At 76.0% G+C, this 14108-nt stretch carries 10 protein-coding genes; 7 read left to right on the top strand and 3 right to left on the bottom strand.

Features of this window, described 5'->3' with window-relative positions; translation table 11 throughout:
* Positions 1-633: 633 nt before the first annotated feature.
* The gene (locus ACI8AP_RS05440; protein WP_456588320.1) at positions 634-1443 is read right to left on the bottom strand and encodes a hypothetical protein; all 810 of its coding nucleotides are present in this window, start codon (positions 1441-1443) and stop codon (positions 634-636) included.
* Positions 1444-1604: 161 nt separating this feature from the next.
* On the opposite strand from ACI8AP_RS05440, the gene ACI8AP_RS05435 reads away from it, so the two are divergent.
* The 7 genes from ACI8AP_RS05435 to ACI8AP_RS05405 all read left to right on the top strand — a co-directional run bounded on the left by ACI8AP_RS05435 (position 1605) and on the right by ACI8AP_RS05405 (position 10754).
* Positions 1605-3194, top strand: coding sequence for a hypothetical protein (locus ACI8AP_RS05435; protein WP_456588319.1), 1590 nt, complete (start codon positions 1605-1607; stop codon positions 3192-3194).
* A 67-nt stretch (positions 3195-3261) separates the two neighbouring features.
* Entirely contained in the window at positions 3262-4872 is a 1611-nt protein-coding gene (locus ACI8AP_RS05430) for a hypothetical protein (RefSeq protein WP_456588318.1), read from the top strand.
* A gap of 16 nt (positions 4873-4888) precedes the next feature.
* Complete coding sequence (locus tag ACI8AP_RS05425; protein ID WP_456588317.1) at positions 4889-6115, top strand: CHAT domain-containing protein; 1227 nt, start codon at positions 4889-4891, stop codon at positions 6113-6115.
* The gene (locus ACI8AP_RS05420) at positions 6112-8049 is read left to right on the top strand and encodes a hypothetical protein (protein ID WP_456588316.1); all 1938 of its coding nucleotides are present in this window, start codon (positions 6112-6114) and stop codon (positions 8047-8049) included. The genes ACI8AP_RS05425 and ACI8AP_RS05420 overlap by 4 nt, the downstream gene beginning before the upstream one ends.
* Before the next feature lie 21 nt (positions 8050-8070).
* Positions 8071-8700 carry a hypothetical protein gene (locus ACI8AP_RS05415; protein WP_456588315.1) on the top strand — a complete coding sequence of 210 codons (630 nt, stop codon included), beginning with the start codon at positions 8071-8073 and terminating at the stop codon, positions 8698-8700.
* Between the two features lie 69 nt (positions 8701-8769).
* Positions 8770-9993 (top strand): OmpA family protein, encoded by a 1224-nt coding sequence (locus tag ACI8AP_RS05410; protein WP_456588314.1) that lies wholly within the window; start codon positions 8770-8772, stop codon positions 9991-9993.
* Positions 9990-10754 (top strand): hypothetical protein, encoded by a 765-nt coding sequence (locus tag ACI8AP_RS05405; protein WP_456588313.1) that lies wholly within the window; start codon positions 9990-9992, stop codon positions 10752-10754. The genes ACI8AP_RS05410 and ACI8AP_RS05405 overlap by 4 nt, the downstream gene beginning before the upstream one ends.
* A 3-nt stretch (positions 10755-10757) precedes the next feature.
* Here ACI8AP_RS05405 and ACI8AP_RS05400 read toward each other — a convergent pair whose 3' ends face one another.
* Positions 10758-12656, bottom strand: a complete 1899-nt coding sequence (locus ACI8AP_RS05400; RefSeq protein ID WP_456588312.1) for a hypothetical protein — start codon at positions 12654-12656, stop codon at positions 10758-10760.
* A 163-nt stretch (positions 12657-12819) separates the two neighbouring features.
* Positions 12820-14061, bottom strand: coding sequence for a hypothetical protein (locus ACI8AP_RS05395; RefSeq protein WP_456588311.1), 1242 nt, complete (start codon positions 14059-14061; stop codon positions 12820-12822).
* Positions 14062-14108 lie beyond the last annotated feature (47 nt).

The following is a 14108-nucleotide window of genomic DNA, read 5'->3' as shown; positions in this document are numbered from 1 at the left end:
CGCTGTTCCCCGACCAACGCTCCAGAGGAGGCAGTCATGGCCTGTGCATGCACCCAGGCGGGCAGGACCAAGTGCGCGTGGTGCAAGGAGGCCGAGGTGAACCGGCTCCCCACGTCCCGGCACAACTGCCAGTGGGGACGCTGTTCCTGACGCCCGCGGCCGATGCGGATGTCCGATGTCCATGACGAGTTCCTCCGCGAGAACTGGTGTGGGCCCACCCCGGGCAGTGGACCCAGGCCCCCGTGGCGCCTGGGTCCACCGTGGTCGAGGACGGTTCTGGGTCCTGAACCCTGGCCCGATCACTCGGCGGCGTCCGATACGACCTCTCCGACGAGGCCTGGGCCATCAGCCGTTCACGGCCACGGTCCGGGAGACCCGCTGACCGGCTTGGCGGAGCCAGGTCGGTCAGCGGGTGTCCGCGTCCGCGACGCGCCGGCGCGTCGGTCAGCCGTTGCCGCAGTGCGGGCACTTCCTCACCCGCTCCGACTTCTTCTGCCCGCAGTACGCGCACTCGGTGGAGTCAGCCATCGGTATCCCTCCCTTCCCTCGATCGGTCCCGACCCGGGAGTCCTGCACGTCGTGAACTGCCCGGTTCGGGGTCGGCGCCCGTGCCGTCGCGCCCGGTGGCGCGGATCACCCGGCACGCCTCAGCAGGGCCTCGATGGCCACGGTGAGCGTGGCGCAGGGCGGCGTCTCGAACTCCTCGTGGAAGTCGAACCACTCCTCGCGCACCACCTGCCCCCCGTCCCGGCCGTCGCGGCTCCGCCACGTGCGCCGGCGGTCCCACCGCTGCGCCACCCGAGCGGTCAGCTCCTCGACCTCGGCCTGCGTCGGCGCGAAGCCCGGCGGGCTGTCGGGCATCCGGTCGCGCACCGTCTCGTCCCGCAGGGTGACGGATCTCAGCTCGCCGTCGAAGCGGAGCCACACCTGCATCCGCCGCCTCTGGTAGGTGCTGCCTCGCGTCGCCGGGTCCCCCCGGTAGGTGTCGCCCAGGTCCAGCTCGGTCACCACCCAGCCCCCGACCGGCGTGGTCGCGGGAGGCAGGTCGCCGCCGGCCCGCTGGCTCTCGCAGCTGTCGCCGGGGACTCCGCGTGCGCGCAGCTCGCCGGCGACCTCCCGGGCGCGGTCCCGGAGCCGGGTGCAGGCGGCCTCGCCGTCGTGCACCTCCTGCGGGACGAGGGTGACGGTGCAGCTCTCGTGGCCGTGCTCGTCGAACTCGACGCCGGCCCAGCTCCCGTTCCGCCACGAGTACTCGGTGCGCCAGGGGCCGATCTGGGTGCGGAACCGCCCCGCGCCCGCGGACAGCGGCCCGGTCCACGTCCCGTTCCAGGCCCTGGCCCCGTCCGAGCCGGCCACCCACTCGCGCAGGGTGTCGTCCCCGGTGAAGCTGACCAGGAACGTGTTGCCCGCGCTGGTCGTCTTGACGTACCGCTTCGCTCCCACGGCAACCCGTACCCATCCCACCGTGGTGGTCCTTCCCGGTGGGACGGTGCCGCGGACGGCGCGCGGCCGCCCCGCTCGGCAGCGTGCTGCTCGCAGCCATGGTCCTGCGCGCCCGCCGTGCCCTAGATTCGTGCGTCAGAGGATGCAGGCCACGGGGAGGCATGCGCGTGCCGGACGAGATGCCGCTGAGCCAGGTCGTCGCCGAGGCCTGGGGCGAGCTCGGCCCGGCCGTCGGTCCGCTGGGCTGGCCCACTCCGACCAAGCGGACCTGGAGCACCTTGTTCCGCATGATCTTCCGGGACGTCCGCCGTGAGGGCAGCAACCAGGCGTTGTTCAAGCAGAAGTCCAGCCACGAGCCGGTCGGCTCCCGCACGGCGGAGGCCGTCCGCCAGATCCTGCTCGCACACGCCGAGACACTCACCCGGACCGCGCGGTGGAAGGCCGCCCTGGACACCGAGCGCAAGCGTCGGCGGCTCGCCAACCGGGACGAGGCGATCCTCCGCGAGGCGTGGCGGCTGGCCCAGGAGGTGCGAGAGCCCGACGCCGGTACGGTCGCCGAGGTCGTCCGCGTGACGCTCCGCGCCGACCGCCGGCGGCCACCGCTGCGCGACTACCTCGCCGACTCCGACGTCCGCGCCGGGTTGACCCGCCGGATCGAGCATCGCTGGGCCCAGCGGGACTGGCCCGGCCCGGGCCCCAGCGCCCAGGAGCGGGAGCGGATCCGGCGGCTGGTCGAGCTCGCCCGCCGCCGCCTCGCCCCGGGCACCACCCTGGCCGGCGCCGCCGACGCGACCGAGGCCGAGGCCGACGCCGTCTTCGCCGGCGCCATCGCGGCCGGCGACGGGACGCTGGCGCGCTACCTCATGGCCCGCGCCGGGGACGTCGGGCTGGCCAGCACCTCGCCACCCCCCGTGCCGGTCGTCGGCACGTTCGTCCGCAACCGGCGCCTCCCACCCCCGCTGGACCGCTCCATCGCCGCCCGCCTCGGCAAGTGGGACGAGAAGAACCCCGATGTGCCCGACGAGTGGCCGGCGTTCGTCGATGCCGAGGTCGACCGGGCCACCTCTCCTCTCGGTTTGGCGGCTCCCTCGTCGCAGATGTTGCTGTGCGCCGCCGTCTTCATCGCCGCGGCCATGGACCTGGACCCGGCGTCCCCGCGCACACCCGGCGTCGCCGGCCAGCTGGAGGCCGCAGCGCTGGCCATGCCCTCGGTGAAGTGGGCGGTTCGCAAGTCACAGGCCGCGGCGATCGACGCGGCACCAGCGGCCGATGCCGCGTCGGGTGCCACCGGCCCCGACGCCGCGGACACCCTGGCGGCGGCCCAGGATGCGCTGACCGCGCTGCTCGAGCTGCCCGAGGAGTGGGTGGCCCGCCGCCTGTGGCCGGGGCTGGCCCGGGCGGAACGGGAAGGTCGCCCGATCACGAGCCGGGCGGAGTTCGCCGACCTGCTCTGGCGCTCCTGGGAGCAGGCGACCCGCGACTACGCCGAGCGGCGCGGGGCCGAACGGTCCGGCCGCGACACCCAGGCCTGGCGCAGCGCGCGGATCACGCAGTTCCTCGCCCGCGCGGGCCAGGCCGGCCTGCTCGAGCCGCAGCTGCTGGAGCTGCTGGAGGACCCTTTCGCGGACGACGGCGGGATGCGGCGCGAGCTCCGCGACGCCTGGGCCCGGCTGCGCACGGCGCTCGGCGAGGAGGGCGCACCCACGGCCCGGGACGCGGTGCTCTGGCTGCGGGCGAACCGGCGAGCATGATCGTGCCGGCGGGACCGTACGGCTTTTGGGATCGGTAGGGACCGACGGCGGGGAGTGCGACCCGTGGATGGCGGAGCACTCGGACGCCGACGCAACAGCGAAGACGGGGGAACCGGTGGACGACGCGCAGGAGCTCGTGGTGACCGTGAGCGCCGACGGCGGGGTCACGATCACGGCCGCCGGCGAGGCCGTTGATCCGCAGCCGGCCGGGGACGTCGTGCTGGCGGGGGGATCGCTGGCCTTCGACCTCCGCCGCCTGGCCGCGCCACCGGTCGCCGTGCTGCACGACCCGCTGCGGGCCGCCGGCTGGCTCTCGTCGGTCTACGGCCACGCCGTCGCCCAGGCGGCCTGGCACACCCCGGCCGGCGACCGTGCCGTCCGGCCGTACGCCCCCGGTCCGCTGGCCGCCATCCTCGCCCGTCACGGCCTCCTGCGGTGGCTCACCGCGGTCGCCACCCACCTGGACCACCGGGCGCTGGCCGCAGAGACCGCCGTGCTCCTCCACGGGCTCGACGGCGTGCACGACGACCCCGACGCCGCTGCCGACCTGACCCCCGCCGCTGCACGGCTGGTCGACGACCTGCTCGACCGGCTGGACCGGCGCGACGCCGATCCTCGGCTGACCCCCTTCCGCTCCCTGCTCATCGAGGCCACGCATCTCCGGCCTGCCGATCCCGGAGAGGACCCCTCCCTCGGAGACCCCATGCCTGCCGACGACCCTGGTCCCGCCCCCGCGCCGCCGGAGGATGCACATCGCGGGGTCGGGCGCGGCGACCCGGCCCTCCTGGCCGCCGTCCTGCCCACCGGCACCACCTTCGAGTGGGCTGCCACGGCCGACCGCCTCTGGGTGTCGGTGCCCGCCGCGCGCGGCCGGGAGGCCGGACGTCGGGTGACGGCGGCCGGCGGCCTGCACGCGCGCGCCTACATGCCCGGCCTCTCGTTCCCGGTGGCCTTCGTGCCGCTCACGCTGCACGGGGACGCCTTCGTCGGGGCCGGACCGCTGCTCCCGCTCGGCGACCCCGCGCAGTGCGAGGTCGACCTGGTCAGCGGCCACCACGTCGCGCCACCGGGCGCCGCGACCCCGGAGGAAGAGCTCGCCGACCGGCCCGCTCGGGCCCTTCTCGACGAGCGGCTGGAAGCCGCCCGGCGGCCGCCGAGCGATGCGGCCGATCCCGCGCGGCCGACTCTCGCCGAGGCGCTCGCCGCACTGGAGCAGGAGGAGAGCACCGCGGAAGGGTTCGCCGCGGAGCTCTCCGACGACGCCGTGCTGGCCGGCACCCTGTCCGCGTGGTCCTTCGCGCTAGACCTGGCCGCGGCCGGACGACCGGGTGCCCGTGCCACGCCAGGAGCGACGCAGGAACGGGACGTCGAGGATCCCTCCCTGGTCGCGGCACTGCTCGGACGAGCACCTGCCCCGGCCGAGCAGGTGCCGACGGTCCAGACCACCGTCGAGCCGCAGGACGACGGGCTGCGCCTCACCGTCCGGATCGCCGGCGTGCAGGCGCCCGAGCCACCCGAGCTGCTCGCGGACCTCACGTGGCCCGGGGGGACCACGTCGGTGGCGCTCGTCCTCGACCGGACCGGGCTCGCCCCGATGCTGGTCGGCCAGGCATTGCTGCCCGGCACCCTGCCCGAGAACCGTCTGGACATCACCATCCGCCGGCAGCCCCCGGCCTGACACCACGAGGAGCGCCATGCCCGACGCGCCGAACACCGGCCCGTACGGCCCCTCGGCGGGGGAGGACGCTGACGACCGGTGGGCGGTGCGGGCGGCCGGCGCCGTCCTGGAACGGCGGGAGCAGGCCATCGCCGACGCCGAGGCCGTCCTGGGTCCCCTCGCCGCGCTGGCCGATCCGCGCGGGCACCTGTCCGTCACCGCGGCCGACCTGCTCCGGCCGCACCTCGGGCGCGGCCGGCCGACCGCCGTCCTGCAGCTGCTCGTGGACCACACCGGGCTGCTCGACGACGGGTCGGACCACCCCGGGCTGACCGTGTACCGGCGGCTCAGCTGGGTCACCGGCGAACCGGACGAGCAGCAGGTGGCCGAGCACACGAGCTCGGCCAGCCTCCCTCGCGCCACCCCCGAGCTGCTGGATGCCGCGAGCCTGCAGGTGTGGCACTCCTTGCGGCAGCTGGCCACCCTGCTGCTGCCCGAGGAGCTCTGCCGGCTCCTCCTCGACCGGGAGGAGGGGCCGCCGGTGCGCCTCCTGCTGGTCCCGACGGGCGCCCTCAACATGCCCTTCGACGGTCTTCCGCTCAGCGACGCCCAGGACGTGCTGCTGGTGCACCGCGCCGCGACGGCCGTGTGCGGATCGCTCGCCGCCGCCGCCGTCCTCGCCCGCACCTCGTCCGGGGAGTGGCAGCGCCGGGGCGTCAGCGTGCTCGACCCCTCCCTGGAGCACGCCGGCGCGGAGATCTCGGTGCTGCGCCGCAGCCTGGACGACGCCGTCGAACCGGTCGAGAGCTTCCCGCAGCTGCGTGCCGAACTGGGCCGCGCACCGCTGCCGGGCGTCCTGGCCATGGCCGTGCACGGCAGCGACGACGAGGACGGCTGGGGGCAGACAAAGCGCATGCCCGACGGCACGGTCATGACCGCCGCGCAGTTCCTCGCCTGCGACATGCCACGGCTGTGCGTGCTGACCTCGTGCTTCTCGAGCGTCCGGCAACGGCGGGGCGGCGAGCTGGCCGGCTTCCCACTGGCGGCGATCCTCCGCGGGGCGACCACCGTGATCGGCAGCCTCCTCGAGATCCCCGACCAGTCGACCAGCGAGATCATGCAGCGCTTCTGGCCGCTGTACACCGGCGGGCTCGACCCGCAGGACGCGCTGCACACAGCGCGGCTCGGTTGGCTCCACGAGGACGCCGATCGGCTCCGCCACAAGCGCCAGTGGGCCGGCATCGTGGCCTACAGCCACCTGTGACCGCGCCCCCGGAGCCTCCGCGCCCCTGGGCGGCGTGGCTGGCCGGGAGCGCCGTGGCGGGGGTCGACCGCGCCGATGCGCTGTGCGAGCTGATCTGGGCCACCGAGCGGATCAATCGACAGCAGGTCCACGGCAGCCGGCCGGGCAACCGGCCGACCGGCTCCCCCGACAAGGCGACCACCCGGGCTGCCGGCACCGAGCTGCTCGAACTGCTCGCTTCCCGTACCGACCCGGACGGCGCCGACCCCGCCCGGCAGATGATCGCCCTCGTCGGCCTGCACAGCTACGCTCAACGCCCCGGTCGGCCGTCGCCCGAGGACGAGGTGCAGGCCCGCTCCCGCGCCTTCCAGCAGGGACTCGACGCCCTGCGCCACGCCGTGCCGGATGACACCGCCCTGCTCGCCTGGGCCGGGGCCAAGGCAGCGCACGCCGCGCGCTACGCCCACGAGCACGCCGTCGCCGTCGTCCTCGGCCGGGAGGCCGCCGCCGGGTTCGCCGTCGCAGCCGGGCGTGGGTCCGCGCTGTGGACCGCGTTGCGCAACGTTCCCTGGCTCGAGGACACCGACGTGCTCTGCGCGGTCGGTCGCTGCCGAGCGCTGACCGACCTCACACTGGCCAGCGCCATGACGGGGGACTACGAGCTCCACCTGTGGTCGATGGACGAGCGGGCGGCCGCCGGCGAGGCACTGACCGCCAGGCGTCCGGACGCCGCAGCACATGCGCTCGCGGCTCGCGCCTTCCGCGCGCGGACCCAGGGGGACCGCGCCGTGTTCCGCTCCGTCGAACGACGCTTCGCCCAGTGGGCGACGACCTCCGGTGATCCGGATGTCACCCGCTCGTGGCTCACCCTGGCCGCCTCGAACGAGGCCACGCTGGGCAACCGGATCGGGGCCCAGGAGCTGCGGCTGCGTCGCATCGTCCTCTTCGGCGGGCAGTTGCGGCATCCGCCCGCAGGCCCCGTCGATCCCGACTACAGCCTCGAGCTGGCCGTTCGCGCGCAGCGCCTGGGCGCCGTGGCGCTGGCGGAAGCCATCGGGAACGTCGCGTACGACCTCGCCGCCGAGCTGTACGACCGGGCTGCCGCGACCGGCGACGAGGGCGCGCGCCGTTCGTGCGCCGGCTGGATGACCGTCGCGGAGACCGCGTGGGCGGGCTTCGGGGTGAACGGGCTGAACTCGCTCCGGATGATGCGCGCCCGCCTCTCCAGCATCGAGCCCGACGCCGATGCACACCGGCACGGGATCGTCACGACCCTCCTGGACGTCAGCGAACAGGCGATCCAGCCGCTGTCCCAGGTGGTCGCCCTGCTGGAAGCCGCGCAGCAGTGCAGCCCCGGCGACGAGCGGGTGCGCAACGCGATCGAGCACCGCCTCCCGTCGCTCATCCCGAGGCACCGCGGACGGGCGCTCGCCGCACTGGCCATGTGGCACGAGGCCGCGGCTGCGGCTGCGGCTGCGGCTGCGGCTGCGGCACAGACTGCCGCCGACTGGGCGCCGGCCGAGGCACGCGCGAGGGAGGCCGCCACCATCCTCGGCGACCCCTCGACCCCCATCGCCCCCGACCTGGCAGCGCGCTGCTGGCTGATCGCCGCCCGCGCAGCCGCCGACAGGGGGGACGTACCGGTCGAGTTCGGGTACCTGCTCTCCGCGGTCCACCTGCTCGCCGTGTGCCTGGTCGGCGCCACGTCCCCGGCCGATCGTGCCCGCCTGAGCACCACCTTCGCCCCAGCGGTGCGCCGCACCGCAGAGCTGGCGATCCTCGCCGAGGACCACGCGGCGGCCGACCTCGTCATGGAGACCGTCCGGCGGGATCGGGTCGGCAGCCTACTCACGCAGCTGGCCACCACACCGGGGGTCTCCGCCGGTATCCGCGAGGCAGCCGAGAGCGTCCTCGCCTCGAACGCGGCCGTCCCGCTCGACCGCGGTGGCGCCTGACCCGCCCCTCCGGAGGAGCCCATGCCGCAACCCCAGGTCCCGCCGTCACCCTGGGCGATCTGGCTGGCCGGCAGCGCGGCGGCGGGGATCGGCCGCGTCGACGCGCTGTCCGAGCTGATCTGGGCGACCGACCGGATCAACGGTCCGCACGTGCACGGCACGCGGCCCGGCGGCCGGCCGGTCGGGTTCCCCGACAAGGTGACCGCCCGGGCCGCCGGTGCGGAGCTGCTGGACCTCCTCGACGACCGGCCCGATCCCGACGGGGCCGACCCGGCCCGGCGCATGCTGGGCCTGGTCGGGCGACACACCTTCGCCCAGCACGCCGGCCGGCCCTCCCCCGACGACGAGGTGCAGACCCGTTCCCGCGTCCTCCGGCAGGGGCTCGACCGGCTGCGCCGGGCCGCCCCGGACGACGTCGCCCTGCTGGCCTGGGCGAACTGGAAGACCGCCCTCGCCGCGCGCGTCGCCCGGGACCACGAGGCCGCGCTCGCCGACCTGGTCATGGAGGCCGCCCGGCGTGACCGGGTCGGCAGTCTGCTGGCCCAGCTGGCCACCACACCCGGTGTCTCCGCTCGCATCCGGGAGACCGCCGAGACGGTGCTGGCGGCCAACGCGGCCGTTCCGGTAGAGCGGGGTGGCACCTCCGGCTGAGCCCAGGGTTCGGGATCGGCAGATCTCGGTGTGCCGGCCGCAGGGGCCGGCGGACCGAGAGGAGCGCCCGTGACGCGAGCACGGGAACGGACCCTGGCGCGACGGCTCGCCACCGTCGTCGCCGCGGTGATGTGCGCGATCGCGCTGGTCGCCTGCGAGCGGCCGCAGGACGGCTGCCCGGAGCTGTTCGGGCTCGAGCCCGGCGACGGACCGGCCGTCGGCCTCGTCGTCGACCGGACCGGCTCGGCGCCACGGTTCCGGCTCCCCGAGGCGGTGGCCGAGGCCATCCGCCTGGCATCCGCGGACGCGGGGCGCGTGTCGGTCCTCGCCGTCGACGGGCCCGATGCCGCACCCCGGTGGGTGCTGCAGGACGCCGCCCTCAACGACCCCGGCCTCGACCCGGACACCGACCGGTTCGACCGCATCGTCGACCTGGCGGCCGGGTGCGTCGCGGAGGCGATCGCCGAGGCCGAGCCGACGAGCGCCGGCTCCGACGTCCTCACCGCCGTCCAGCGGATGGCCGACTCGGTGGCGGACGACCCGGAGGCGCACGTGGCCGTGCTCACCGACGGCCTGGCCAACGCCGGCCCGCTGGACCTGGACCTGGTCGCCGTCGCCGAGACCCCCGTCGAGGCCCTGGTCGACGCGCTCCGCTCGGCCGGCCAGCTGCCGGGGTTCGGGGGCCAGGTGGTCGAGCTCCACGGGATCGGCCAGACCGCCGGCGAACCGGTGGCCCAGCCGGTGCGCGAGTGGCTGCGCGCGCTGTGGTCGGAGATCTGCCTGCGGGGCGGCGGCCAGGGGTGCGCAGCACCTCCGGCCGACGTGCCGGTGGACGCCTCGGAGGCGGTGCCGCCGGGCGGTGCGGCCGACGCGCCAGTGGCCGTCCCGGCCGTCGACGGCGTCACCGTGCCCGGCGGGTGCACCTGGTCGATCGGCTCGGCCCTGCTGTTCGACGGGGACTCCGCCCACCTGCGGCCGGGTGCGGCCGAGTCGCTGACCCCGATCGCCACCGCCCTGCGGTCCCCCGGGACGCGCGCCGAGGTGGTGGGGCACACCAGCACGGCCGGGTCGCCGGAGGGCCGGGCCACGACGTCCCGGTTGCGGGCCCGGGCGGTCGTCGACCTGCTCGTGTCCCTCGGGGTCCCGCCCGAGCACCTCGCGCACGTCGGCGTCGGCGCCGAGCGTCCCCTGGTGGACGACCGTGACGCGGCCGGAGAGCTGGTGGAATCGGCCGCGGCCCGCAACCGCCGCGTCGACATCACCGTTACCGGCGTCGCGGGGTGCGGTCGATGAGCCCCTCCGTCGTACTCAGCCGCGACCTCAACCCGGGCGGCCGGCTCACCGCGGGCGGCCCCCTGACGCCGCACTCCCGCGGCCCGGCCCTGGCCGTGGCCCTGCTGCTGGCCCTGCTGGCGCTCCTGGCCGGCTGCGTCGTGCTGGCCGGCACGCCCGAGGCCGAGGACGTCGACGAGCTCCAGTTGGTCGGGCCGCGCAGCCCGGGTTGCATCCGGCTGCTGATCGCCTCGGACGTCTCCGGGTCGATGAGCCGCTACACCGCCACCCGGGCCGCAGCGCTGGACCGGATCCTGGACTGGGCGCCGCAGAACCTGCGCGCGGACGACGAGCTCGGCGCGCTCGCCTTCGCCGGCGACGCGCGGCTCACGCTGCCGGTCACGGAGGTGGCGGACTTCGGTCGCGCACGTCCGGCACCCCTGCCCTCGGCCCTGGGCGACGGCACCCGGATCGACGGGGTGCTCGATGTCATCGAGGATCTTCCGCCGACCGCCTGTCGGACGACGCTGCTCTTCCTCAGCGACGGGCTGCTGGGCAGCGAGCCGGCGCGGGACGTCGACGCCGTGCTCGGGGAAGCCGGCGTGGCCTCGGTCGTCACCGTGCTGCCCGAGGGGCTGCGCGCACCGGACCACTGGCGGACCCTGTTCCCCTACGGAACGGAGGTCGACGTCGCCGGGCAGCGGCCCGGGCGGCTAGCCGTCGTCCTCGCCGAGACACTGGCCGCGGCGACGGGCCAGGACGTCCGCCGGCTCGAGCGGTGATCGTCAGCCGCCGGGCGCCGGCGGAGTGGCGGCTTGCGCGGCCAGCACGTCCTCGGCCGCCTGCCGGAGCCGATCCGAGAGCTCCGGCGTCGTGGCCAGCTCCAGCAGAAGCGCACCGACCCGGTCCCGCCGCGCGACCTCGAACAGGATGTCCGCCGCGCGGTGGTCCGCCAGGCCGATGGCGAGGGCCGACGCCCGGCGCAGGGCGGGGACGAACAGTCGGCCGAGCAGGGCGCGGTCACGGGGCGAGCCCGCCGAGGTCAGCTGGACGGCCAGGCAGGAGACCGCCCGCAGGAGCGAGCGCAGCTCCTGCTCAGGCGGTGCCGCCAGCCGCTGCTCCGCACGAGCCACCACCAGCAGCGCCCGGGCGGCGAAGGACGGCGCGAGGCAGACCGAGTCCCAGCTCAGCGCCTCGGCGGCGGCGGCGCCCCACTCCGCGGCCCGAGCCACCTCCTCCGGGGCCTCCGCCCGGCGCAGCTGCCACTCGGCCAGCACGGCCAGCAGCTGCCCGCGGTCGCGGGGGATCGCCCGTTCGGCCACCGGCAGGAGGGCAGCCGGCACCCGCTCGTCGCCGGGCCCGGCCAGTTGGGCGACCTCGATCAGCGCACCCACCCGCGAGGTGATCTGGGCCAGCCGTGGCACCGTGGCCAGCAGGTCGGACACGACCTCGTCGGGAGCCCGCGCCGCCGCGGGATCGACGGCGTCGAGCCGGGCGCGCATGACCACGAGCGCGGCACGCCCGTTGAGCCCCTGCACGAACGCCTGCTCGGCGACCTCGCACCAGGAGCGCGCCTCCGCCAGCACGGCCGGGTCGGTGGTGCGGTCCTGCTCGTACAGCGAGCGGGCGATGTCGTAGGCGGCGTTGCCCACCGAGGTGCAGGCGGCGTGCGCGCCGGTGGCCGCGCAGGCGGCGACGACGTCGGCGGCCGCCGACGGGCCCACCTCGGCGAGGGGCATCCCCAGATGCTCTGCGACGGCCCGGATCCGCTCCCGCCGCAACGCCCGGCTGCCGCTGCGGTCCCCCAGGTAGGTGGCGTTCTGGGCCCGCTCCTCCAGCCAGAGCCGGCGGACGTCGGGACGACGGCCGGTGACCCACAGGCGCTCGAGCCGGTTCTCGGCGGCGCGGGAGGCCGATCGGTCGCCGAGGACCCGGCCGAACACCGCACGGGCAGCGATCGCGCGAGCCGCCAGGTCAGGCCGCCCACCGTCCTCGAGGACGGCACACACCGCGCCGTGCCGCTGCACGGCCAGCTGGTAGTCCTCGTACCGGCCCACGGCGCGTGCGTTGGCCGCGACCGCCTGCAGCGCGAAGGCCAACGCGGCGGCAGGCAGCGCATCGAGCGGCCCGGCCCCCGGGACCCCGGCCAGCGCTACCGACACCGCGGAGGGGATCGGCTGCTCGGCGGCCACGGTGAGCCGGCGGACGGCGTCCAGCGCGGCGTCCAGGGCCTCCTCGGCCCGCAGGGCCGCCCGTGCGGCCACGGCTGCACGGTGCCGGTCGAGGCCCGTGAGGAAAGGGTCATCCGGATGGTCGGTCGCCAGCTGCCCGGCCGTGGCGAGCAGCAGGTCCGCGTGCCGGGACACCTCGTCCTCCGGATGCGGGCGCCCGTCCGCGCGGTCCCGCGCCGGCCGGGCGAGCACGGCCTGCCGGGCCAGCAGCAGCCGTGCCGGGTCCCCGCCGTCCTGGCGAGGGTGGGTGCGAACCAGCGCCTCCAGCTCCCGGCCGGCCGCCCGGAGGACCTCCCTCGGGGGGACGCCGACCGGTCGGCCGGCGGGCACGGCCGCGGGGAGCTCATCTGCCAGCTGGTCAAGGGGCCAGACCGCGGTCAGCAGCCGGGCGCCCCGATCGGAGGGCCCGCTGTCGCCACCGTCCAGCCACGCCTCCCAGGACGGGTCCGGCACTGGCGCTCCTCTCCGGCGGGACCGGCCACCGGTCGCGCCACCTCCGTCGGCCGTCTCGGCCAGCGCCCACCACGCCATGCTCGCCGTCCCGCGGCCGCTGCGACAGCGAGCCACGCTGGCCCGAACGGGCGGCCGGCTCCCGGCCGGCCGCCGTCGTCCACCGTCATGCCACGGTGAGCTTCGGCCCCGGGTCCTCGGCTCCGGGCCCCTCGTCAGCCTCCCCCGCCATGGCGGAGGCGAGCAGGGCCACCAGCTCGGAGACCGCCCGGTCCTCCTCCCGGATCGCGTCCGGCTGCGCGGCCGCCAGCAGCTGGAGATCGGCGGCCAGCTCGCGGACCACCCACGGCGGGCAGGCGAACAGGGTCGCCCGCAGCTGGGTCAGCAGCGGCAGCGGCAGCCGACCGGTGCGAGCGGCCTGCTCGCCCGGGTCGGTTATCTCGGCCTGATTCACCGCGGCCGCGCCGGACACCACGTCCTCCCGCAGCGGAGCGGCGTCGCCGGCACGACCGGTCTCGGCGTAGGCCGACAGCACCAGGTGCTCCCAGTGCTGGATCGCCAGGTTGCCCCGGTCGACCACCCGGACCACCGCGTGCAGCATCGCCAGCCACGCTTCCCAGTGCCGGGTGCGGGCCACGCGGACGTCCACCAGCGCCCGCGCCTCGGCGCGCCGAGCACGCCGGTGCTCCTTCAGGATGCGCTCCTGCCTCGCCAGCCAGGGGTCGGTGGACGTGGTCGCCGTCAGCAGGGCCAGCAGCGGGAGCAGCGCGAAGATGACGGCGAGCAGCTCCACCGGTGCCTCCGCCCCGCCGAAACCGGAGCTCTCGGAGTCGAAGCGGTACCAGGCCACCGCGTAGAACAGCACCGACAGCAACGGCACGACCACGACGCAGACCGGGCCCGCCGTGCCCAGGCCGGGCACCTCGCCGTCCCCCGCCGCCGGCCGGTAGCGGCGGTGGGCCAGCCACCGCCCGCCGGCCTCGGCCGCCCCGATGACCGCCAGGGGGGTGATCAGCGCGGTCGCCACAGCACCGAGCCGGCCCATCGAGAACACCTCCGACCGAGGCAACCCCCAGAGGTCGGCGTACAGCGTGTAGAAGAAGCTGACGTCGACGACGAACGTGACCGCGACGATCGCCCAGTGCAGGAGCCGCGGCAGCCGGAGGTCGTTGCGCCGCCGGGGGCCGAGCAGTCGATCCTTGCCGGCTTCCGCGGCGGCCTCAGCCAGCTGGTCACGGCCGGGCAGCGCGGTGAGCTCCGAGAGGGCCAGCCTGGCCGCCACGACCGCGTCGGCGGCAGCCAGCAGCGCCTTCGCAAGCCTGCGCCGCCTTGAGCGGGTCGACCGGAGAAGCCGGCCCATCGTGTTGGTCGCCAGGTAGGCGTCCGCGGCGACCTGGTTGCTCGTCACTCCCGGATCATGGGCGGTGGGCCTGCCACTACCCACCAGCTCACCGG

The organism is Blastococcus sp. SYSU DS1021, assembly GCF_054050995.1.
Note: the sequence above shows the minus strand (reverse complement) of the source record. Positions and strands in the feature narration are given on the sequence as shown.

Bases quoted from the DNA above. Each gene is read 5' to 3' on its own strand.
- ACI8AP_RS05435 (WP_456588319.1), top strand. From the start codon at position 1,605: ATGCGCGTGCCGGACGAGATGCCGCTGAGCCAGGTCGTCGCCGAGGCC.
- ACI8AP_RS05430 (WP_456588318.1), top strand. From the start codon at position 3,262: ATGGCGGAGCACTCGGACGCCGACGCAACAGCGAAGACGGGGGAACCG.
- ACI8AP_RS05425 (WP_456588317.1), top strand. From the start codon at position 4,889: ATGCCCGACGCGCCGAACACCGGCCCGTACGGCCCCTCGGCGGGGGAG.
- ACI8AP_RS05415 (WP_456588315.1), top strand. From the start codon at position 8,071: ATGCCGCAACCCCAGGTCCCGCCGTCACCCTGGGCGATCTGGCTGGCC.
- ACI8AP_RS05405 (WP_456588313.1), top strand. From the start codon at position 9,990: ATGAGCCCCTCCGTCGTACTCAGCCGCGACCTCAACCCGGGCGGCCGG.